This is a genomic window from Enterobacter sp. PP-008-ECC_S150 (genome assembly GCF_045257065.1).
Lineage (GTDB): Bacteria > Pseudomonadota > Gammaproteobacteria > Enterobacterales > Enterobacteriaceae > Enterobacter > Enterobacter chengduensis.
Genome location: NZ_JBJHHG010000001.1, coordinates 295809 through 317925, shown reverse-complemented (window position 1 = coordinate 317925; position 22117 = coordinate 295809). Strand labels below are relative to the sequence as shown.

The window sequence follows — 22117 nt, the reverse complement described above, 5'->3', positions numbered from 1 at the left end:
GGCAATGGAATTCGCTTTTTATATCTGTGGCCTTATCGCCATCCTGGCTACGCTGCGAGTGATCACGCACACCAATCCGGTGCATGCGCTGCTGTACTTAATCATCTCGCTGCTGGCCATTTCAGGGGTGTTCTTCGCACTGGGCGCGCACATCGCCGGTGCGCTGGAAATCATCGTCTACGCCGGGGCCATTATGGTGCTGTTCGTGTTCGTGGTGATGATGCTGAACCTGGGCGGCTCTGAAATTGAGCAGGAACGTCAGTGGTTAAAACCGCAGGTGTGGATTGGCCCGGCAATTCTGTCGGCCATCATGCTGGTGGTGATCGTTTACGCCATTCTGGGCGTCAACGATCAGGGCATCGACGGCACGCCGATTGGCGCGAAAGAGGTGGGTATCACGCTCTTTGGCCCATACGTTCTGGCGGTGGAACTGGCCTCAATGCTGCTGCTGGCAGGCCTGGTTGTTGCTTTCCACGTCGGCCGCGAAGAACGTGCTGGCGAGGTGCTGAGCAACCGCACTGACGACCGCGCGAAAAGAAAAATGGAGGAGCGCGCATGATCCCCTTAACACATGGACTGATCCTCGCGGCGATTTTATTCGTTCTGGGTCTGACCGGTCTGGTTATCCGCCGAAATCTGCTGTTTATGCTGATCGGGCTGGAAATCATGATTAACGCCTGCGCGCTGGCCTTCGTGGTCGCCGGAAGCTACTGGGGCCAGACCGATGGTCAGGTGATGTACATTCTCGCCATCAGCCTCGCGGCTGCTGAAGCGAGTATTGGCCTGGCGCTGTTGCTGCAGCTCCATCGTCGCCGCCAGAATCTGAACATCGATTCAGTAAGTGAGTTGCGTGGATGAACATGCTTGCCTTAACCATTATTTTTCCGCTGATTGGCTTCGTGCTGCTGGCGTTTTCTCGCGGCCGCTGGTCCGAGAATCTGTCTGCGACCGTGGGCATGGGCTCTGTCGGTCTGGCTGCGCTGGTGACAGCGTATGCGGGTATCGACTTCTTTAACAATGGACGCCAGCCGTTCAGCGTGCCGCTGTGGACCTGGATGTCGGTGGGTGACTTCAACATCGGCTTCAACCTGGTGCTGGACGGTCTCTCGCTGACCATGCTCTCCGTGGTCACCGGCGTCGGCTTCCTGATCCACATGTTCGCCTCCTGGTACATGCGCGGTGAAGAGGGTTACTCCCGCTTCTTCGCCTACACCAACCTGTTTATCGCCAGCATGGTGGTTCTGGTGCTGGCCGATAACCTGCTGCTGATGTACCTGGGCTGGGAAGGCGTGGGGCTCTGTTCTTACCTGCTGATCGGCTTCTACTATACCGATCCGAAGAATGGCGCAGCGGCCATGAAAGCGTTCGTCGTGACCCGCGTGGGTGACGTCTTCCTCGCCTTCGCGCTGTTCATTCTCTACAACGAACTGGGCACGCTGAACTTCCGCGAAATGGTGGAACTGGCGCCAGCGCACTTCGCCGCAGGCAACAACATGCTGTGGTGGGCAACGCTGATGCTGCTGGGTGGTGCCGTGGGTAAATCCGCGCAGCTGCCGTTGCAGACCTGGCTGGCCGACGCGATGGCGGGTCCAACCCCTGTCTCCGCGCTGATCCACGCCGCGACCATGGTCACCGCCGGTGTTTACCTGATTGCGCGTACCCATGGCCTGTTCCTGATGACCCCGGAAATTCTGCATCTGGTGGGTATCGTCGGTGCGGTTACGCTTGTGCTGGCAGGCTTTGCCGCGCTGGTGCAAACCGACATCAAGCGCGTTCTCGCGTACTCCACCATGAGCCAGATTGGCTACATGTTCCTGGCGCTGGGCGTTCAGGCGTGGGACGCGGCCATTTTCCACCTGATGACGCACGCGTTCTTTAAAGCGCTGCTGTTCCTCTCATCCGGTTCCGTGATTCTGGCCTGCCACCACGAGCAGAACATCTTCAAGATGGGCGGACTGCGTAAGTCTATCCCGCTGGTCTATGTCTGCTTCCTGGTAGGCGGCGCGGCGCTGGCGGCACTGCCGCTGATTACCGCGGGCTTCTTCAGTAAGGACGAAATCCTTGCGGGTGCCATGGCGAATGGTCATATCAATCTGATGGTTGCGGGTCTGGTCGGTGCGTTCATGACCTCCCTGTATACCTTCCGTATGATTTTCATCGTATTCCACGGTAAAGAACAAATTCACGCTCACGCAGGGAAGGGGATTACCCATCACCTGCCGCTGATTGTGCTGCTGGTACTGTCTACCTTCGTTGGCGCGATGATAGTGCCGCCGCTGCAGGGCGTACTGCCGGACACCACCGAGCTTGAGCACGGTCGCGTTCTGACGCTTGAAATCACCTCCGGTGTGGTCGCTATCGCGGGCATCCTGATTGCCGCATGGCTGTGGCTGGGTAAACGTACGCTGGTGACGGCCGTTGCCAACAGCGCGCCAGGCCGTCTGCTGGGTACCTGGTGGTATAACGCGTGGGGCTTCGACTGGCTGTACGACATGATCTTCGTTAAGCCGTTCCTGGGCATTGCGTGGCTGCTGAAGCGCGATCCGTTGAACAGCCTGATGAATATCCCGGCGATCCTCTCCCGCTTTGCAGGGAAAGGTCTGCTGTACAGCGAGAACGGTTACCTGCGCTGGTATGTGGCGTCCATGAGCATCGGTGCGGTTGTCGTACTGGCGCTGCTGATGGTGTTGCGATAGTGGTTTTGCCCGGTGGCGCTGCGCTTACCGGGCCTACAATACCGTAGGTCGGGCAAGCGTGAGCGCCACCCGACACCACATACCGCACTAACGCGTGAATTTGTTGAAAATCGGTCCTTTAGGGACTTTAACAAGGAATAAAAATCGCCATGTTACTACCCTGGCTAATATTAATTCCCTTTATCGGTGGCTTCCTGTGCTGGCAGACTGAACGCTTTGGCGTGAAGATGCCGCGCTGGATCGCGCTGATCACCATGGGATTGACGCTCGCGCTTGGCCTGCAACTGTGGTTGCAGGGCGGTTACTCACTGACCCAGTCTGCGGGCATTCCGCAGTGGCAGTCTGAGTTCATCCTGCCGTGGATCCCACGTTTCGGCATTACGATTCACCTGGCGATTGACGGTCTGTCGCTGCTGATGGTGGTGCTGACCGGTCTGCTCGGCGTTCTGGCGGTACTCTGCTCCTGGCGAGAAATCGAAAAATACCAGGGCTTCTTCCACCTGAACCTGATGTGGATCCTGGGCGGCGTTATCGGCGTGTTCCTTGCCATCGACATGTTCCTGTTCTTCTTCTTCTGGGAGATGATGCTGGTGCCGATGTACTTCCTGATCGCGCTGTGGGGCCACAAGGCGTCCGACGGTAAAACGCGTATCACGGCGGCAACCAAGTTCTTCATCTATACCCAGGCGAGCGGTCTGGTGATGCTGATTGCCATTCTGGCGCTGGTGTTTGTTCACCACAACGCGACCGGCACCTGGACCTTCAACTACGAAGACCTGCTGAAAACGCCAATGTCGTACGGCGTGGAATACCTGCTGATGCTGGGCTTCTTCATCGCGTTCGCGGTGAAAATGCCGGTGGTTCCGCTGCACGGCTGGCTGCCAGACGCGCACTCTCAGGCGCCAACGGCGGGTTCCGTTGACCTGGCGGGCATCCTGCTGAAAACCGCGGCCTACGGTCTGCTGCGTTTCGCGCTGCCGCTGTTCCCGAACGCCTCCGCAGAGTTCGCGCCTATTGCCATGTGGCTCGGCGTGATCGGTATCTTCTACGGTGCCTGGATGGCCTTCACGCAGTACGACATCAAGCGTCTGATTGCCTACACCTCCGTTTCCCACATGGGCTTCGTGCTGATTGCTATCTACACCGGCAGCCAGCTGGCGTACCAGGGCGCGGTGATCCAGATGATTGCGCACGGCCTGTCCGCAGCCGGCCTCTTCATCCTGTGCGGCCAGCTGTACGAACGTCTGCACACGCGTGATATGCGCATGATGGGCGGTCTGTGGAGCAAAATTAAGTGGCTTCCAGCGCTGTCTATGTTCTTCGCGGTGGCGACGCTGGGGATGCCGGGCACCGGTAACTTCGTCGGCGAATTTATGATTCTGTTTGGCAGCTTCAAAGTGGTGCCGGTGATTACCGTGATCTCCACCTTTGGTCTGGTGTTCGCTTCCGTCTACTCGCTGGCGATGCTGCACCGCGCTTACTTCGGTAAAGCGAAGAGCGAAATTGCCGCACAAGAACTGCCAGGGATGTCGCTGCGCGAGCTGTTCATCATCCTGCTGCTGGTCGTACTGCTGGTGCTGCTGGGCTTCTTCCCGCAGCCGATTCTGGATACCTCGCACAGCGCGATGGGTAACATCCAGCAGTGGTTTGTTAATTCTGCTTCTACTACAAGGCCGTAAATCGCCATGACAATAACTCCACAACAACTGATTGCGCTGCTACCGCTGCTGATCGTCGGATTGACGGTGGTGGTTGTAATGCTCTCCATTGCGTGGCGACGCAATCACTTCCTGAATGCCACGCTGTCGGTCATCGGCCTGAACGCCGCGTTAGTCTCTCTCTGGTTTGTTGGTCAGGGCGGGGCGATGGACGTCACCCCGCTGATGCGCGTTGACGGTTACGCTATGCTGTATACCGGTCTGGTGCTGCTGGCGAGCCTGGCGACCTGTACCTTTGCGTACCCGTGGCTCGAAGGCTACAACGACAACAAAGAAGAGTTTTACCTGCTGGTTCTGATTGCCGCGCTGGGCGGCATTCTGCTGGCGAATGCCAACCATCTGGCCGCGCTGTTCCTCGGCATTGAGCTGATCTCTCTGCCGCTGTTCGGCCTGATTGGTTACGCCTTCCGCCAGAAGCGCTCCCTGGAAGCAAGCATCAAGTACACCATCCTGTCTGCTGCTGCCTCCTCGTTCCTGCTGTTTGGTATTGCGCTGGTTTACGCACAGTCCGGTAACCTCTCCTTCATGGCGCTCGGCAAGAGCCTCGGCGACGGCATGCTGCACGAGCCGCTGCTGCTGGCGGGTCTGGGCATGATGATTGTTGGCCTTGGCTTCAAACTCTCTCTGGTGCCGTTCCACCTGTGGACGCCAGACGTCTACCAGGGCGCTCCTGCGCCGGTGTCCACCTTCCTGGCGACGGCGAGCAAAATCGCCATCTTCGGGGTGGTCATGCGTCTGTTCCTGTACGCACCGGTGGGTGACAGCGAAGCGGTTCGCGTGGTGCTGGGCATTATCGCGTTCGTCTCCATCATCTTCGGTAACCTGATGGCGCTGAGCCAGACCAACATCAAGCGTCTGCTGGGCTACTCGTCCATCTCTCATCTGGGCTACCTGATGGTGGCGCTGATTGCGCTGCAGAGCGGTGAGATGTCGATGGAAGCCGTGGGCGTGTATCTGGCCGGTTACCTGTTCAGCAGCCTCGGCGCCTTCGGCGTGGTGAGCCTGATGTCCAGCCCGTACCGTGGTCCGGACGCTGATTCACTGTTCTCCTACCGTGGTCTGTTCTGGCACCGTCCGATCCTGTCCGCAGTGATGACCGTGATGATGCTCTCTCTGGCAGGTATCCCGATGACGCTCGGCTTTATCGGTAAGTTCTACGTGCTGGCCGTCGGTGTGCAGGCGCACCTGTGGTGGCTGACCGCGGGCGTGGTTATCGGCTCCGCGATTGGTCTCTACTACTACCTGCGCGTTGCCGTGAGCCTGTACCTGAGCGCGCCTCAGCAGCTCAACCGCGATGCGCCATCCAACTGGCAGTACAGCGCCGGGGGGATCGTGGTACTCATCTCCGCGCTGCTGGTGCTGATCTTCGGTATCTATCCGCAGCCGCTGATTGATATCGTGCAGCGAGCGATGCCATTGATGTAAAAACAAAAAACCCGCCTCGGCGGGTTTTTTTATGGTTTGCCTGGCGGCGCTACGCTTGCAGGGCCTGCGGGTTTTGTTGGTAGGGTAAGCGAAGCGCCACCCGACTACGCCAGCTGCTTGCGGCTAATCAACGGCCCGTCAATCTTCTTCATCGAGCGGTCCAGCACCTCCTCGATCACCGACGACAGCTCGTTCAGCTCGAACTTTGCCACGTAGCCATCCGCCTTCACCTTGCGGATATGGTCTTCGTTGGCGTTGCCAGAAAGCGAAGAGTGGATCACCACCGGAATATCCTTCAGTACCGGGTCGGTTTTGATTTTGCGCGTCAGCGTAAAACCGTCCATCTCCGGCATTTCGAGGTCGGTCAGCACCAGGGCAATCTTATCGGTGATGGGCACGCCCTCTGCCTGCGCCTGAGCGGCCAGCACGCCAATTTTCTCCCACGCGTCTTTGCCGGTAATGTGCAGCTGCGCCGGGATCTCCATTGCCTGCAAACCCTTCTCCAGCATCGAGCGCGCCACTTTGGAGTCTTCTGCGACGATGGCGACCGCGCCTGGCTTAATATTGAACTTGGTGGTCTTCAAATCCGTGGCGTGCAGATCGTGATTGGCCGGCGTGATGTCGTACAGGATCTGCTCAACGTCCAGCACCATCGCCAGATCGTTGGTATCGGTCTTCTCGTCAAGACACGCAATACTGGTAATGTAGCGGCCGCTGACGGCGGTTTCCGCCGCGTGCACCTGCTTCCAGTCCAGACGCATAATGTTCTCAACCGACTCCACGGCAAACGCCTGCACGCTGCGCGCGTATTCGGTGATCAGCAGAATGTTCAGCCCGGTGGTGGGCTTACAGCCCGCCACGGCGGCCAGGTCAATCACCGGGATCACCTGATCGCGAATATTCACCATTCCCATCAGCGGCGATTTCATCCCGGCGGGTTTTGTGAACTCCGGCATCGGCACAATTTCACGCAGCTTAAAGACGTTAATGCCAAACAGCTCGGATTTATTTTCGTTAAGAGAGGTGCCAAGACGGAACAGCAACAGTTCAAAACGGTTCGACAGGGTCAGATTCGCCCTGTCATCAATATCTTTCTGGAAATTATCCATTCTACCCTCGAGAGAAATGCTGACCTTTTAATCGTTATCGGCATCCTGAGGGAAAAGTGAAGGGCTAAACGCTGACCTGAGCGAAATCTTCGGCCAGCTCACATTCCGGGAACAATGCGCGGCACTCTGCCAGCAGCTTTTCACATCCTCGCGCGTCGTAGCGCGAGCTGACGTGGGTGATGATGAGCCTCCCGACGCCCGCGTCACGGGCAAGCCGCGCCGCCTGACGCGTAGAGCTATGGCCCCGGCCGTTGGCTTTCTCTTCCATTGCCGTTTCAAGCGTCGCTTCATGCACCATCACGTCCACGCCCCGGGCAAGGTCAAGCGCCGCCGGGCACGGGGCCGTGTCGCCAAAAATCACCAGCTTCTTGCCGGGCTGCGGGGCGGCGAGATAGTCCTGGCCGTTGATGACGCGCCCGTCCTCCAGCGTGACGCTCTCGCCGTGCTTCAGGCGCTGGAACAGCGGCCCGGGTTTTACGCCATCGGCCATCAGCGCGGCAGCGTCCAGCGCGCCGGGCTTGTCATGCGCGTCAATACGGTAGCCATAGCACTCTACCGGATGACTGAGCGGCCGAGCGCTTACCTTAACGTCACCGTCATCGAAAACCTGGCCTTCGGAGATCTCAACGATCTCCAGCGGATAATCCGTCCACGAACCGCTGAGGCGCAGGGTGGTTTCAACAAATTCCCGGATTCCCGCGGGTCCGTAAATCGTCAGCGGATTGGGGTTACCGGCCATCGAGCGGCTGCAAAGCAGGCCGGGAAGGCCAAACAGATGGTCGCCATGCAGATGGGTGATAAAAATTTTATCCAGCTTGCCGGGGTGGTATGCGGTATGCAGCAGCTGATGCTGCGTCCCTTCACCGCAGTCAAACAGCCACAGCCCGCCGCGGGTGGGGTGCTTAAGATCCAGCAGGATCGCCGTCACGTTTCGTGAGCGGGTTGGCACGCCAGCGGACGTACCCAGAAAAATCAGTTCCATAACGCAATCAGCCCTTTGCCGAACGGGGAGGGGTTTAGTATAACGTCATGAACCCCAGGAAGGAGACTGACATGATCCAGTGGCAAGATTTACATCATAGTGACCTTACCGTCCATTCACTCTACGCCCTGCTGAAGCTGCGCTGCGAGGTATTTATTGTAGAGCAGACCTGCCCGTATCAGGACATCGACGGCGACGATCTGGTCGGCGAGAACCGCCATATCCTCGGCTGGCGGAATAACGAGCTGGTGGCGTATGCGAGGATTCTGAAAAGCGAAGACGAATTCGAGCCCGTCGTGATTGGTCGGGTCATCATCAGCGGCAGCGCGCGCGGTGAAAAGCTGGGCTATCAGCTCATGGAGAAAACGCTGGAAGCGTGCCAAAAACGGTGGCCGGACAAGGCGTTATACCTGGGCGCGCAGGCGCATCTGCAGTCGTTCTATGCGCACTTTGGCTTCACGCCGGTAACGGAAGTGTATGACGAAGATGGCATTCCCCACATCGGCATGGCGCGGGAAACGAAACAGGCATAATGGCGGCGCGTTGGCTATAGTTAGCGGACTGGTGCACTAACATGGAGAAAAATATGTCATTTCAATCCTGGGATACCCGTATCGACGACGACCTGGCCTTGCTGAGCGAAACGCTGGAAGAGGTGCTACGCTCCTCGGGCGACCCTGCCGATCAGAAATATATTGAGCTAAAAGCCCGTGCGGAACAGGCGCTGCATGAAGTGAAAAACCGCGTCAGCCATGCGTCGGACACCTACTACTACCGCGCTAAAAAAGCGGTGTATCGTGCCGATGACTACGTGCATGAGAAACCGTGGCAGGGTATTGGCGTGGGGGCTGCCGTAGGGCTGGTGCTGGGTCTGCTCTTAGCCCGTCGTTAACAGCGTTTTGAACGCTTAACCACTCCCTATACGTGGGTACTGATATTTCTTATGGTACCCCGTATAATATGCGGTTTTAACAGGGAGAGGTTCGCGTGAATTCGATTTTCCTCGCGCTGGAGCAACTGCGTACCCAGCTTACGCAGGCGTTACCCGCAGCACCCGGCCTGCGTCATTTCGACGTTACTTTCCCGTTAAACGACGCCTTCGATCCCCTTGCCTGGCTGGGCGCGCAGCAGTGCTATCCCCAGTTTTACTGGCAGCAGCGTAACGGCGACGAAGAGCTGGCCGCGCTGGGGGCCGTTGCCCACTTTTCCTCTCTGGCATTAGCCTCGCAGTTTCTACGTGACCAACGTGCGCCTGGCGATACCCGTATCTGCGGCCTGAACGCCTTTAATCCGGAGCAGGGCAGCCTCTTTTTGCCGCGCCTGCTCTGGCGACGCACCGCCGGTAACGCTACGCTGCGCCTGCAGCTGTGGGGCAATAGCTCGCTTCAGGATGATGCCCGCGCCGCGCAGGTATTCTTACAGGCGCTGCTTGCGGCCAAACCGATCCGTCCGCTGTCCGTGCAGGTAGAGCATGAAACGCATCTGCCGCAAAAATCGGCGTGGCTGAGCCTTATCAACAAGGCGACAGAGACTATCGCGCGCGGCGATTTCGAAAAGGTGGTCCTCGCCCGGGCCACCGATTTACAGTGTAAACAGCGGGTTAACCCTGTCGCGCTGATGGCCGCCAGCCGCGCCCTGAATCTCAATTGCTATCATTTCTGCATGGTTTTCGACGCCCGCAACGCGTTTCTCGGCTCTACGCCCGAGCGCCTCTGGCGGCGGCGCGGCGCGCTGCTGCGCACGGAAGCGCTGGCGGGCACCGTTGCCAGCCACGCGGACGATAGCCAGGCGCAGCGGCTGGGCGAGTGGCTGCTGAACGATGATAAAAACCAGCGTGAAAATATGCTGGTGGTGGAGGATATCTGCCAGCGTCTTCAGCACCATACGCAGACGCTTGAGGTGTTGCCTGCCCAGGTCGTCCGCCTGCGTAAAGTCCAGCACTTACGACGCTGTATCTGGACCGAGCTAAAGCAGCCAGACGACGCGCTGTGCCTGCACGTACTCCAGCCGACAGCCGCCGTTGCCGGGCTCCCGCGCCAGCCCGCGCGCGAGTTTATCCAGACCGTAGAACCGTTCAACCGCGAATGGTACGCCGGTTCGGCCGGGTATTTATCGCCCGATCAAAGCGAATTCTGTGTGGCGTTGCGCTCGGCTCGGGTCCAGGATGACGCCCTGCGGCTCTACGCCGGGGCGGGCATCGTCAGCGGATCTGACCCGGAGCAGGAGTGGCAGGAGATTGAAAATAAAGCGGCCGGATTGCGCTCCCTGCTCCTAAGGGATTAATACTGAATCGCGCAATCCCGATTCATATCAAAATTCCATTTTTTTCTATTCTTTATACTGTGTCGCATTCTTGATACCGGACAATCTCATGTCAGTAAGTTCTTTTAACCGACGCTGGGCGGCGGTGATCCTTGAAGCCCTGACCCGCCACGGCGTCAGGCACGTGTGTATTGCACCGGGTTCTCGTTCTACGCCGCTGACGCTGGCGGCCGCCGAAAACCGGGCGTTGATTCACCACACCCACTTTGATGAGCGCGGTCTCGGCCATCTGGCGCTCGGGCTGGCGAAGGTCAGCAAAGAGCCCGTGGCGGTGATCGTCACCTCCGGTACCGCCGTGGCGAACCTCTATCCGGCCCTGATTGAAGCCGGTTTAACCGGTGAAAAACTGATCTTACTGACGGCCGACCGTCCTCCTGAACTGATCGACTGCGGCGCCAATCAGGCCATTCGCCAGCCGGGCATCTTTTCTTCGCACCCTTCGCAGACGGTTTCGCTCCCGCGCCCCACCCAGGATATTCCGGCAAGCTGGCTGGTCTCCACCGTCGATCACGCGATGGAGACGTTGCGCGGCGGGGCGCTGCACATCAACTGCCCGTTTGCCGAACCGCTCTACGGTGAGCTGGACGACACGGGCCATGACTGGCAGCAGACGCTCGGCGACTGGTGGCAGAGTGAAAAACCGTGGCTGCGCGAGCAAACGCATCTTGAGAGCGCGAAGCAGCGCGACTGGTTCTTCTGGCGGCAGAAGCGCGGCGTGGTTATCGCCGGGCGCATGAGCGCCGCCGAAGGCAAGCGGGTCGCCGAATGGGCGCAAACGCTGGGCTGGCCGCTGATTGGCGACGTGCTGTCCCAGACCGGTCAGCCGCTGCCGTGCGCCGATCTCTGGCTCGGCAATGCCAAAGCGGTCACCGAGCTGTCGCAGGCGCAGATTGTGGTCCAGCTTGGATCGAGTTTAACCGGCAAACGGTTACTGCAGTGGCAGGCCACCTGCACGCCGGAAGAGTACTGGCTGGTCGACCCGCTGGAAGGGCGGCTTGACCCGGCGCACCATCGCGGTCGTCGTCTGGTGAGCGACATTGAGAGCTGGCTGGAACTGCATCCGGCGGAAAAACGTCAACCCTGGGCGGTGGCGATCCCGGACCTGTCGCGCCGGGCCTGGGAAATCACCAAAGCGCACTGTGAGGCCTTCAGCGAAGCCGGGCTGGCGCACCGAATTCGCCAGTATCTGCCTGAACAGGGGCAGCTGTTTGTCGGCAACAGCCTGGTCGTGCGTCTGATAGACGCCTTTTCGAAGCTGCCCGCGGGCTACCCGGTTTACAGCAACCGCGGCGCCAGCGGCATCGACGGGCTGATCTCCACGGCGGCGGGCGTGCAGCGCGCCAGCGCGAAATCGACGCTGGCTATCGTGGGCGATCTCTCCGCGCTCTACGATCTCAACGCGCTGGCGCTGCTGCGCCAGGCTTCCGCACCGTTTGTGCTGATTGTCGTGAATAACAACGGCGGACAGATTTTCTCCCTGCTGCCAACGCCCCAGAGCGAGCGCGAGCGCTTCTATCTGATGCCGCAGAACGTGCAGTTCGAACATGCCGCGGCGATGTTCAGCCTGAAATACCATCGCCCGGAGAGCTGGGAACAGCTGGACGCTGCGCTAAGCAATGCCTGGAAGCAGCCGGGCGCGACGCTGATCGAGCTGGTGGTGAACGATGCCGACGGGGCGCATGCCCTGCAAAGCCTGCTGGCGCAGGTGAGCCAGCTGTGATCCTCTCGGGCGTGCAGCAGGCCGGAAAGCCAGGCTATCCCTGGCTGGTTTTTTTGCACGGTTTTTCCGGAGATTGCCGCGAGTGGCAGCCTGTTGGCAAGACGCTGAGCGATTATCCCCGGCTGTATCTGGATCTGCCGGGGCACGGTGGATCCCAAAATCTGGACGTGGCGGGCTTTGACGAGATGAGCGCGCTGCTCGCCCATACTCTTATTAGTTACAACATACTGAACTTCTGGCTCGTCGGGTACTCCCTCGGCGGCCGCATTGCGATGTTCCATGCCTGCCAGCGGCCAAAGGGGCTGCTGGGCGTGGCGGTAGAAGGCGGACATCCGGGCCTGCAGGATGCCGGGGCGCGACAGGCGCGGCGGGCATCCGATTACCGCTGGGCAGCGCGTTTTCGCCGCGAACCGCTGGAGAACGTGTTCAGTGACTGGTATCGCCAGCCCGTGTTCGCCTCACTCACGGACGCCCAGCGCGACGCGCTGATTACCCTGCGCAGCCAGAACAGCGGCGTAGCGCTGGCAAAGATGCTTGAGGCGACCTCGCTGGCCGTGCAGCCCGACCTGCGTGCCGCGCTCGGCGAACGCGATTTCTCTTTGGATTATCTCTATGGCGAACGTGATGAGAAGTTCGCGGCCCTTGCCGCTGAGCTAAACGCCGCTCGTCATGCAATTCCCAACGCCGGACACAACGCCCACCGGGAAAACCCCGATGCGGTTGCGGCGAGTCTGGCTCAGATACTGCGTCTTCGAACAAAGGACACTCTATGATCTATCCTGATGAAAACATGCTTTATGCCCCGGTTGAATGGCAAGACTGCTCCGAAGGCTACACCGACATTCGTTACCACAAATCCACCGACGGCATTGCCAAAATCACCATTAACCGTCCGCAGGTACGCAACGCCTTCCGCCCGCTGACGGTGAAAGAGATGATTCAGGCCCTGGCGGATGCGCGCTACGACGACAACATCGGGGTGATTGTCCTGACCGGCGAAGGCGATAAAGCGTTCTGCTCCGGCGGGGATCAGAAGGTGCGCGGCGACTACGGCGGATACCAGGACGATGCGGGCACGCACCATCTGAACGTCCTTGATTTCCAGCGTCAAATCCGCACCTGTCCTAAACCGGTGGTGGCGATGGTAGCGGGCTACTCCATCGGCGGCGGCCACGTGCTGCACATGATGTGCGATCTGACCATTGCCGCCGAGAACGCCATCTTTGGCCAGACGGGTCCGAAAGTGGGCTCCTTCGATGGCGGCTGGGGCGCTTCCTACATGGCGCGCATCGTCGGGCAGAAAAAAGCGCGTGAAATCTGGTTCCTGTGCCGTCAGTACAACGCCCAGGAAGCGCTGGATATGGGCCTGGTGAACACCGTGGTGCCGCTTGCCGAGCTCGAAAAAGAGACCGTGCGCTGGTGCCGTGAAATGCTGCAAAACAGCCCGATGGCGCTGCGCTGCCTGAAGGCCGCGCTCAACGCCGACTGTGACGGTCAGGCGGGTCTGCAGGAGCTGGCGGGTAACGCCACCATGCTGTTCTACATGACCGAAGAGGGTCAGGAAGGGCGTAACGCGTTTAACGAAAAACGCCAGCCGGACTTCAGCAAATACAAACGGAACCCGTAATGCGTCGCGCGCAGGTTTACCGCTGGCAGATACCGATGGACGCGGGCGTGGTGCTGCGTGAACGGCGGTTAAAAACCCGTGACGGCTTCTTCGTGCATTTGCAACTGGGCGAGCGGGAAGGCTGGGGCGAGATTTCACCGCTGCCGGGCTTTAGCCTGGAGTCGCTGGAAGACGCGCAGGCTGCGGTGCTGGCGTGGGCAGACGCGTGGCGCGAAGGTGCGGATCCGGCTTTGCCGGACGTGCCGTCCGCGGCGTTTGGCATCAGCTGCGCGCTGGCGGAGCTGGACGGTAGCCTGCCTGAAGAGGCTAGCTACCGCGCGGCACCGCTCTGCACAGGCGATCCTGACGAGCTGTTCGCGCTGCTCTCCGCCATGCCGGGCGAGAAGGTGGCGAAAATTAAGGTCGGCCTCTACGAAGCGGTGCGCGACGGCATGGTCGCTAACCTGCTGCTGGAGGCGATCCCCGACCTTCATCTCCGTCTGGACGCCAACCGCGCCTGGACGCCGCTTAAGGCGCAGCAGTTTGCGAAATACGTCAATCCGGCGTACCGCAGCCGCATTGCCTTCCTCGAAGAGCCGTGTAAAACCCGCGATGATTCGCGCGCGTTTGCCCGCGAAACGGGGATCGCCATTGCCTGGGATGAAAGCCTGCGCGAGGACGATTTTGAATTTGTCTCAGAGCCGGGCGTCAGCGCGGTGGTGATTAAACCGACGCTGACCGGCAGCCTGGCGAAAGTACGCGAGCAGGTCGCGGCGGCGCACGCCTCGGGGCTGACGGCGGTGATCAGCTCGTCGATCGAGTCCAGCCTTGGGCTGACCCAGCTGGCGCGCATTGCCGCCTGGCTAACGCCGGATACCATTCCTGGCCTCGACACGCTGAACCTGATGCAGGCCCAGCTTATCCGCCCGTGGCCGGGCAGCGCGCTGCCGTGCCTCGACGTCGCGGCGCTGGAGCCGCTGCAATGAGGTTTACCGACTGGCCGTGGCGGCACTGGCGCGCGCAGTGTGCCGATAAACCGGCCCTGAGGCTGAACGACGAGGTGCTCAGCTGGCAGCAATTGTGCGACCGCATCGACCGCCTTGCGGCAGCATTTCACCAGCAGGGCGTGACGGAGGGCAACGGCGTGCTGCTGCTGGCCCACAATCATCCGCAAACCCTGCTGGCGTGGCTGGCGCTGCTCCAGTGCGGGGCACGGATTCTTCCCGTGAATCCCCAGCTGCCGCGTCCGCTGCTGGACGTGTTGCTCCCGCAGATGACGCTGCGCTTCGCGCTGGTGCTGGACGGCAGCTACGACGGACTTCCTGCCCTGAACATGCGCGAGTCAGCCGATGCGTATTGCGCTCCGTGGCAACCGGCGCGGCTGGCCTCCATGACGCTGACCTCCGGCTCCACCGGGCTGCCGAAAGCGGCGGTGCATACCTGCGAGGCCCATCTTGCCAGCGCGCGCGGCGTGTTGTCCCTGATGCCCTACGGTGAAGACGACGACTGGCTGCTTTCGCTGCCGCTGTTTCACGTTTCCGGCCAGGGGATTTTATGGCGCTGGCTGCAGGCCGGCGCGCGGTTAACCGTGCGCGAGAAGCAGCCTCTGGAACAGGCGCTGTGTGGCTGCACCCACGCCTCGCTGGTGCCGACCCAGCTCTGGCGTCTGCTTCATGCCCACCAGCCCGTCGCACTGAAAGCGGTGCTGCTGGGCGGGGCCGCCATCCCCGTGGAATTGACGCAGCGGGCGCGCGAGCAGGGGATTCGCACCTTCTGCGGCTACGGCCTGACCGAGTTTGCCTCTACCGTCTGCGCGAAAGAGGCGGACGGCGAGCCGGACGTGGGCCATGCGCTGCCGGGCAGAGAGGTGCAGGTCGTCGACGGGGAAGTGTGGATCAGGGCGCAGAGCATGGCCTCAGGCTACTGGCGAGAGGGCGAACTGATTCCGCTGACCAACGCTCAGGGCTGGTTCGCCACCCGCGACCGCGGGGAATGGCATGAAGGCCGCCTGACGATCCTGGGCCGCATGGACAACCTCTTTTTTAGCGGCGGCGAAGGGATCCAGCCGGAATCGCTGGAGCGCGTTATCGCCACGCACCCGCAGGTTAACCAGGCGTTTATCGTCCCGCTGGACGACGCCGAGTTTGGCCAACGGCCGGTGGCGGTGGTGGAGTGCGAGCCGGGAGCGGATATCACCTGCTTGCCTGACTGGGTGAGGGATAAGCTGGCGCGTTTTGAGCAGCCCGTCCGCTGGCTGCTGTTGCCGACCGAACTCAAAAATGGCGGCATTAAAGTCTCGCGCCGCGCGCTGCAGGCGTGGGTGAACGCAACGCTGAAGGGATAATAGCGGTTTCAAATAGTTACAATCTACCGACCTGCCGCACGCAGAGTGCTTGATCCCCGGAAGACTCCGGTTAAAATCTCGCGGTTTTGGGACTTCTCTATAAAAATTGTGCGGGATCACGACAATGAAAAAAGTGGCATTACTGGGCTTAGGCCTGATGGTTGTATCTGCGGCGGCTAACGCCATCAGCTTTAACGGCTCGGCGGGTCAGGATTATACCCACCTGGGCTTCGGCATGGGGACCGAGACCTCCGGTCTGGCGATGACCGGCGGCTGGACGCATAACGATGACGACGGCGACGCGGCCAGCCTTGGCCTCGGCCTGAACGTGCCCCTGGGCCCATTCCTGGCCACCGTCGGCGGTAAAGGGGTTTATACCAACCCTAACGACGGCAGCGAAGGCTACGCGGCGGCCGTGGGCGGCGGCCTGCAGTGGAAAATTGGCGACAGCTTTGGCCTGTTTGGCGAGTATTACTACTCTCCGGACTCCCTCTCCAGCGGTATTGAAAGCTACGAAGAAGCCAACGCGGGCGCACGCTGGACCATCATGCGTCCCGTTACTATCGAAGCAGGCTATCGCTATCTGAACCTGGCGGGCAAAGACGGTAACCGCGACAACGCGCTGGCCGATGGCCCGTACGTGGGCGTGAGCGCAGGCTTCTAATCCTGTCGGCGCGGCGTTCCGTCGCGCCAGTTTCTCTCTTCTCCCTTCCGCGTTTGCGCTATAGTGTTTTCACCAAATAAGCGGGAGAACACAATGATTAACGTGGAGATGTTATCCACCGGCGACGAAGTGCTGCATGGACAAATTATTGATACCAATGCGGCCTGGCTTGCCGATCTTTTCTTTGAGCAAGGATTACCGTTAACGCGCCGCAATACGGTGGGCGACAATCTTGAGTCGCTGGTCAGCGTGCTGCGCGAGCGGAGCGAACAGTGCGACGTGCTGATTGTGAACGGCGGGCTCGGCCCCACCGGTGACGATCTCAGCGCGCTGGCCGCCGCAACCGCAAAAGGCGAAGAGCTGGTGCTGCATGAGGCCTGGCTTTCGCAGATGGAACGCTTTTTCTCCGAGCGTGGCCGCGTTATGGCCCCCAGCAACCGCAAGCAGGCTGAAATTCCCGCCAGCGCCGAGCTGGTCGATAACCCGGTCGGCACCGCGTGCGGATTTGCCATGCAGCTGAACCGCTGCCTGATGTTCTTTACCCCGGGCGTGCCCTCAGAATTTAAGGTGATGGTCGAGCAGCAGATCCTGCCGCGCCTTCGCGATCGTTTTACCCTGCCGGAGCCGCCGCTGTGCCTGCGTCTGACCACCTTTGGCCGCTCGGAAAGCGATCTGGCCCAGAGCCTCGATCATCTCCCGCTGCCGCCGGGCGTCTCTATGGGCTACCGCTCCTCCATGCCGATCATTGAGCTTAAGCTGACGGGCCCGGCCGAGCAGAAAGCGGCGATGCTGGCCCTGTGGCCCGAGGTGCAGCGCGTGGCGGGCGAAAGCCTGATTTTCGAAGGGACGGAAGGATTGCCCGCGCAGATTGCGACGCATCTCCAGACTCGCCAGCTGAGCGTGACCTTAAGCGAGCAGTTCACCGGTGGCCTGCTGGCGCTGCAGCTGTCGCGCGTCAACGCGCCGCTGCTGGCAAGCGAGGTGGTGCCGTTCCAGCAGGAGACCCTCGCGCAGACCGCCCGCTGGGCCTCCGAGAGAAGGGTGAAGCATTTTGCCGGTCTGGCGCTGTTTGTCGGCGGGCTGGACGAAGAATACCTCAATTTCGCACTGGCCACGCCGGAAGGCACCTGGGCGCTGCGGGTAAAAATGAGCATTACCCGCCACAGCCTGGCGGTGCGTCAGGAGGTGTGCGCCATGATGGCGCTGAACATGCTGCGCCGCTGGCTGAACGGCAAAGAGGTGGCCAGCGAGCACGGCTGGATTAACGTTGTCGAGTCGCTGTTCGTGGAGTAACGCCTGTGCCGGGGCCTTTCGCCCCGGCCATCTTTACCCCAGCGCCTTGGCCAGCAGGGTAATCGGATGCTCGCAGCGCTTGCTGGTGGACATCTCAATCTGCCACCTGCAGGTTTCACAGTCGGTCACCACGATATCCGCGCCGCTCTCTTCAATCTGACGGAACAGCGGGGCGCCAATCGCCTGTGACGTTTCGTAGTTTTCACGCTTAAAGCCGTAGGTTCCCGCAATCCCGCAGCAGCGTGAATCCAGCACCGTCAGCTCCAGGCCCGGGATTAGCCGCAGCAGCTCCAGCGTATAGAGCGACCAGCCCATCTTCTCCATATGACACGGGGTGTGATACACCACTTTCAGCGGTAATCTCCCCAGCGGCAACGTCTGCCCGCTGTCCAGCTTGCGCCACAGGAAGCGTGTTGCCAGCTCGATGTGCTCGCGCAGGCCGGTATTATCTACGTCCAGCAGATGCGGATACTCATCGCGCAGGGTGAAGGTACAGGTGGACGAGGTCGCCAGCACCGGAATACCTTTATCGATAATCGCTTCGCGCAGGGAGGTGACATTGCTTTGAGCCTGCCTGCGCGCTTTATCGGTAAACCCGTTGGCAATCAGCGGTACGCCGCAGCACTTCTCTTTATTCAGTAGCTGAACGCCCGTTCCCATGGCGTTCAGCACCTTCAGCAGATCTTTTCCCAACTGCGGGTGGTTGTAATTCACGTAGCAGCCGTGGAAAAAGGCCACCTGGTCTGCATACTGCGCCTGCTGTGCTGCGACGGATTTATACCAGCGGCGATAGGTACCGTGAGAATATTTCGGCAGGCTGCGGTGATGGTCTATCTTCAGCGTGGCATCCAGCAGCTGGCGCACCGGCCTGAGTGCGGTGGCGGCATTCACCAGCGGGGCAAACGGCGTCGAGACGCTGCCCATCAGATCGGTATGGCTCAGGATCGCGTCCCGCAGCGTCGGCTTTTGCGTGCCGTAGCGCGCCCGGGCGCGCTGGATGATATCGCCGATTTTCACATCCGACGGGCAGGCGACTTCGCAGCGTTTGCAGTTGATGCAGTATTTCAGCGCCTCGTCGTACAGCTTGCCGTCCTTCAGACGCAGACGCTCGCCGTCCGGGCCAGCCTGCTTTGGTCCCGGATAGCGCGGGTTCACGCCGCTGACCGGGCAGACGGTGGTACAGACCGTGCATTTAATGCAGCTTTCAAATCGGGTGTCATTCATTGTTCAGCCTCCATGCGCTGGCTAATCTGCTCTGCCACATACAGCGCCGTGACGGCGCAGACCCCGCCACCGCATCCCTGAGCAATGGGATCGTACCCGCCCAGCAGCGAGCCGATGGCAAAGAGATCCCTGACGGGCTTGCCGGAAAGCTGCGGATGCAGCTGGCTGTCGACAATCACGCCAAACTGCTGCCACGGCTGCGGCGAGAAGAAATCGCTCTGATACCAGTCCGCGCGGGAGGAACGCTGGCGGACATCCAGCCCCATAATGGCTTCCCGGATGCCCTCCCGGCTGCTCAGCAGCCCGTTGCTGAAGAAGCTGCCGCTTGCCAGCACCGTATAGCGGGCGCGCAGCGGAATATCGTCGTGGTTGCGGGTCCAGATTTCGCTTACTTTGCCGTCGGTCATGGTGATTTTTTTCACCTCGTCACCCGCCATCCACACGCCGCCCTGTCCCACAAACTGACGCTGAAGCTGAGTATGCAGGCGAATGCCGGGGACGGAAGGGGGCAGCGTAGGCAGCAGGTAGAGCGAGCAGGGCAGACGGTCCGACAGCCAGCGCCAGAGCCGGTTGTCGCGTAAGCCGAAGCAGGCGGGCATCAGCAGCGCGTCGCACGTCTCGCCGATCGGCCTGAGCGCGTCGTACAGCAGCGGCCATTTGTCCTCGTTATCCAGAAAGCGGGCGATATTCACCGCGCGAAACTCGCTCGGGTTATCGCGCAGGACATCAAGCTCGGGCAGCTCTATCTCTGCCGTTTCGGCGTTAACGCCCTGGCGACAAAGCGACGCCGCCGCGAGATGGGGCTGAAAATCCAGAAAGCCGCTAATGCCCACCACCCGCACACGGGCGGCAGCGAAGGGGGCAACGGGCACTTCTTCCGGGCTGAGCCAGGCGGAACGCAGGGTGCCCAGCGGCGTGACGCGCTGATGATTGAGCCGGGCGCTCCCCTTCAGGCGCGCGCCGCAGTCTGCCAGCAGCGCTTCGGTTTCCAGCGCAAAGCGGTCAATATGCTGCGCGCCGATCAGGTGATACGGGTGCTCCGGCGGCAGCTTATCGCGGTACGCTTCGTCCACCAGATCCAGGGATCCGGACGAAAAGTGCAGGGCGCTCTGGCCCCGGGTGATAATGGCGCAGCGCAGACCCTGCTTCGTGAGCCTGATGCCACAAAGCAGGCCCGCCAGCCCGCCGCCGACAATCACGGTGTCAAATTTCATCGCGCTGCTCCTTCTCAAGACCGCAAAGCCCCTGATAGACCCAGCGGGTAAATTCGCTTTCGCGCAGGGCGTCGCCCCAGGCGACAGGCTGAATGCCTTTCCAGCGCTCGTTTAAAAAGGCGCTGAGCTGATCGAGCGACTGGGTGGCGGTGGTGGTGTGAAAACGCTGCAGTAGCCCGGCGGCACGGCAGGCGCAGAGCTCGCCCTGGCAGGTGCCCATGCCGACGCGGGTGCGGCGGCGAAGATCGAGCAGGCTGGTGACCGTCAGGTTCTCTACCGCATACTGCACCTCACCGGCGGTGACGGCTTCGCACTCGCACACCAGGCTGCGGCTCAGCCGGCCTTCTCCAAGCCAGACCGGCGTTCTGTCGCCGTGGCGGTAAATCGCGGATCCGCGCAGCGGCGCGGGCAGGGAGATAATTTTTTGCAGCGTTTTTTCCGTGGACTGACGCGAGCCGGGCAGGGGCTGTTCTGCCGTGACGCACGGCTCGGTATTGCCCAGCTTGCGGCAGACGGCATCGGTCGCCCATTCGGCCATCAGGCGGTAGGTCATTAGCTTGCCGCCGGTGATGGTGATAAACCCGTCCATGCCGTCGCGCTCGGCGTGATCGAGCAGCACGATGCCCCGGCTGACGTTACGTCCGCTCGGATCGTTGTCGCTGGCGACCAGCGGACGCACGCCCGCATAGGCGCGCAGAATACGCGTCTGGGCCATCACCGGGGCCAGCTTCTCGCCTTCACGCAGCAGAATATCCACCTCTTCGGCGGTCACGCGGTTGTAGTCAATCTCGCTGTAGTCCACGTGGGTGGAGGTCGTGCCGATCAGCGAAATGGTATCGCCCGGAACGAGAATATCGGCGTCGGACGGTTTGCGGCAGCGGTTGATGACATGGTTATTGATGCGGTGATCGAGGATCAGCAGCGAGCCTTTCGCCGGGAACATGCGCACCTGCAGGTCGGCGTATTCCGCGATGCGCTGCCCCCAGATCCCCGCGGCATTAATGACCACGGAGGCATACAGCTCGCTGTGTTCATGGTATTGCGTATCAAACACCCGCACGCCGCAAACGCGATGGCCTTCGCGGATAAGCCCGGTCACTTCGTGCCCGGTCAGGATGTGCGCGCCGTGCTCGCGGGCGTCCAGCATATTGGCGGCCGTCAGGCGGAACGGATCGACGGTGCCGTCAGGGACTTTCACCGCTCCGATAAGCGCCGGGTTAACCGACGGTTCCAGCCGCCGCGCCAGCGCCGGATCCATGGCCTCAGCCTGAATGCCCGCTGCAGTGCAGGCGGTGATAAAGGTGTCCTGAAAGGCGAGGTCATCTTCAGGAAGGGTAATAAAGAGGCCGTCGGTCGGCTCAATGCAGTGGGGGGCGATACGCTTGAGGATCTGATTTTCGGCAATACATTCGCGCGCGGATTCACCGTCGGTGACCGCATACCGCGCGCCGCTGTGCAGCAGGCCGTGGTTACGTCCGGTTGCGCCCGTGGCAATATCGTGGCGTTCCAGCAGCGTGACGCTTAAGCCGCGAAGGGCGCAGTCGCGCGCGATCCCGGCACCGGTGGCGCCACCACCAATGATTATCACATCGCTGTAACGAGGATCGTGACTGGTCATTGTTTACCCTCTATGTTCGTTTTTTATCATTTAGCCATATTAATTTTGTGGTTTGTTTGATTTCGAACATAAACGCGCGAAATTCGAAAGTGAAACGTGATTTCATGCGCTTTTTTGCGCATTCTGTCATATTTCTGTAACAATCTGTGCGTTGATTCACAGTAACAATCACCGTGATTTCT

Annotated in this window: 20 protein-coding genes; 15 read left to right on the top strand and 5 right to left on the bottom strand. The window is 60.6% G+C overall.

The window, feature by feature from the left end; genetic code table 11:
• The first annotated feature begins 4 nt into the window (after window positions 1-4).
• The 5 genes from nuoJ to nuoN all read left to right on the top strand — a co-directional run bounded on the left by nuoJ (window position 5) and on the right by nuoN (window position 5839).
• The gene (nuoJ, locus tag ACJBF3_RS01385) at window positions 5-559 is read left to right on the top strand and encodes an NADH-quinone oxidoreductase subunit J (RefSeq protein WP_406544632.1); all 555 of its coding nucleotides are present in this window, start codon (window positions 5-7) and stop codon (window positions 557-559) included.
• Window positions 556-858, top strand: coding sequence for an NADH-quinone oxidoreductase subunit NuoK (nuoK, locus tag ACJBF3_RS01380; RefSeq protein WP_045327927.1), 303 nt, complete (start codon window positions 556-558; stop codon window positions 856-858). The genes nuoJ and nuoK overlap by 4 nt, the downstream gene beginning before the upstream one ends.
• Window positions 855-2696 carry an NADH-quinone oxidoreductase subunit L gene (nuoL, locus tag ACJBF3_RS01375; protein WP_023325763.1) on the top strand — a complete coding sequence of 614 codons (1842 nt, stop codon included), beginning with the start codon at window positions 855-857 and terminating at the stop codon, window positions 2694-2696. Before nuoK ends, nuoL begins: the two co-directional genes overlap by 4 nt.
• 149 nt (window positions 2697-2845) lie before the next feature.
• Window positions 2846-4375, top strand: coding sequence for an NADH-quinone oxidoreductase subunit M (nuoM, locus tag ACJBF3_RS01370; RefSeq protein WP_045327930.1), 1530 nt, complete (start codon window positions 2846-2848; stop codon window positions 4373-4375).
• 6 nt (window positions 4376-4381) lie between these two features.
• On the top strand, window positions 4382-5839 hold the full coding sequence (nuoN, locus tag ACJBF3_RS01365) for an NADH-quinone oxidoreductase subunit NuoN (RefSeq protein ID WP_032641954.1): 1458 nt from the start codon (window positions 4382-4384) through the stop codon (window positions 5837-5839).
• Between the two features lie 104 nt (window positions 5840-5943).
• On the opposite strand, the gene ACJBF3_RS01360 is transcribed toward nuoN, so the two are convergent.
• Both ACJBF3_RS01360 and rbn read right to left on the bottom strand, forming a co-directional pair.
• Window positions 5944-6948, bottom strand: coding sequence for a chemotaxis protein (locus tag ACJBF3_RS01360; protein ID WP_045327932.1), 1005 nt, complete (start codon window positions 6946-6948; stop codon window positions 5944-5946).
• Window positions 6949-7012: 64 nt separating this feature from the next.
• Window positions 7013-7930: a ribonuclease BN gene (gene rbn, locus ACJBF3_RS01355; protein WP_406544630.1), complete on the bottom strand. Its 918-nt coding sequence runs from the start codon at window positions 7928-7930 to the stop codon at window positions 7013-7015.
• A gap of 71 nt (window positions 7931-8001) precedes the next feature.
• On the opposite strand from rbn, the gene ACJBF3_RS01350 reads away from it, so the two are divergent.
• The 10 genes from ACJBF3_RS01350 (at window position 8002) to ACJBF3_RS01305 (ending at window position 17879) form a co-directional block, all read left to right on the top strand.
• Complete coding sequence (locus tag ACJBF3_RS01350; protein ID WP_045327936.1) at window positions 8002-8463, top strand: GNAT family N-acetyltransferase; 462 nt, start codon at window positions 8002-8004, stop codon at window positions 8461-8463.
• A gap of 53 nt (window positions 8464-8516) precedes the next feature.
• The gene (gene elaB / locus ACJBF3_RS01345) at window positions 8517-8822 is read left to right on the top strand and encodes a stress response protein ElaB (RefSeq protein WP_008500219.1); all 306 of its coding nucleotides are present in this window, start codon (window positions 8517-8519) and stop codon (window positions 8820-8822) included.
• A 95-nt stretch (window positions 8823-8917) separates the two neighbouring features.
• Window positions 8918-10213, top strand: coding sequence for an isochorismate synthase MenF (menF, locus tag ACJBF3_RS01340; protein ID WP_045327938.1), 1296 nt, complete (start codon window positions 8918-8920; stop codon window positions 10211-10213).
• Between the two features lie 88 nt (window positions 10214-10301).
• Window positions 10302-11972, top strand: a complete 1671-nt coding sequence (menD, locus tag ACJBF3_RS01335; RefSeq protein WP_045327940.1) for a 2-succinyl-5-enolpyruvyl-6-hydroxy-3-cyclohexene-1-carboxylic-acid synthase — start codon at window positions 10302-10304, stop codon at window positions 11970-11972.
• Window positions 11969-12745 (top strand): 2-succinyl-6-hydroxy-2,4-cyclohexadiene-1-carboxylate synthase, encoded by a 777-nt coding sequence (menH, locus tag ACJBF3_RS01330; RefSeq protein ID WP_045327942.1) that lies wholly within the window; start codon window positions 11969-11971, stop codon window positions 12743-12745. Before menD ends, menH begins: the two co-directional genes overlap by 4 nt.
• Entirely contained in the window at window positions 12742-13599 is an 858-nt protein-coding gene (gene menB / locus ACJBF3_RS01325) for a 1,4-dihydroxy-2-naphthoyl-CoA synthase (RefSeq protein ID WP_045327944.1), read from the top strand. The genes menH and menB overlap by 4 nt, the downstream gene beginning before the upstream one ends.
• Window positions 13599-14564 carry an o-succinylbenzoate synthase gene (gene menC, locus ACJBF3_RS01320; protein ID WP_045327946.1) on the top strand — a complete coding sequence of 322 codons (966 nt, stop codon included), beginning with the start codon at window positions 13599-13601 and terminating at the stop codon, window positions 14562-14564. The genes menB and menC overlap by 1 nt, the downstream gene beginning before the upstream one ends.
• Window positions 14561-15922, top strand: coding sequence for an o-succinylbenzoate--CoA ligase (menE, locus tag ACJBF3_RS01315; RefSeq protein WP_045327948.1), 1362 nt, complete (start codon window positions 14561-14563; stop codon window positions 15920-15922). The genes menC and menE overlap by 4 nt, the downstream gene beginning before the upstream one ends.
• 124 nt (window positions 15923-16046) lie before the next feature.
• A complete protein-coding gene (locus ACJBF3_RS01310) occupies window positions 16047-16586 on the top strand; it encodes a YfaZ family outer membrane protein (protein ID WP_045327950.1) in 540 nt (179 codons plus the stop codon).
• 93 nt (window positions 16587-16679) lie between these two features.
• Window positions 16680-17879, top strand: coding sequence for a nicotinamide mononucleotide deamidase-related protein YfaY (locus tag ACJBF3_RS01305; RefSeq protein ID WP_045327952.1), 1200 nt, complete (start codon window positions 16680-16682; stop codon window positions 17877-17879).
• Between the two features lie 33 nt (window positions 17880-17912).
• Here the strand turns inward: ACJBF3_RS01305 and glpC are convergent, their stop codons facing one another.
• The 3 genes from glpC to glpA are packed head-to-tail and all read right to left on the bottom strand — an operon-like array spanning window position 17913 to window position 21935.
• The gene (glpC, locus tag ACJBF3_RS01300; protein WP_045327954.1) at window positions 17913-19103 is read right to left on the bottom strand and encodes an anaerobic glycerol-3-phosphate dehydrogenase subunit GlpC; all 1191 of its coding nucleotides are present in this window, start codon (window positions 19101-19103) and stop codon (window positions 17913-17915) included.
• Entirely contained in the window at window positions 19100-20317 is a 1218-nt protein-coding gene (glpB, locus tag ACJBF3_RS01295; protein WP_045327956.1) for a glycerol-3-phosphate dehydrogenase subunit GlpB, read from the bottom strand. The genes glpC and glpB overlap by 4 nt, the downstream gene beginning before the upstream one ends.
• Entirely contained in the window at window positions 20307-21935 is a 1629-nt protein-coding gene (gene glpA / locus ACJBF3_RS01290) for an anaerobic glycerol-3-phosphate dehydrogenase subunit A (RefSeq protein WP_045327958.1), read from the bottom strand. The genes glpB and glpA overlap by 11 nt, the downstream gene beginning before the upstream one ends.
• Window positions 21936-22117 lie beyond the last annotated feature (182 nt).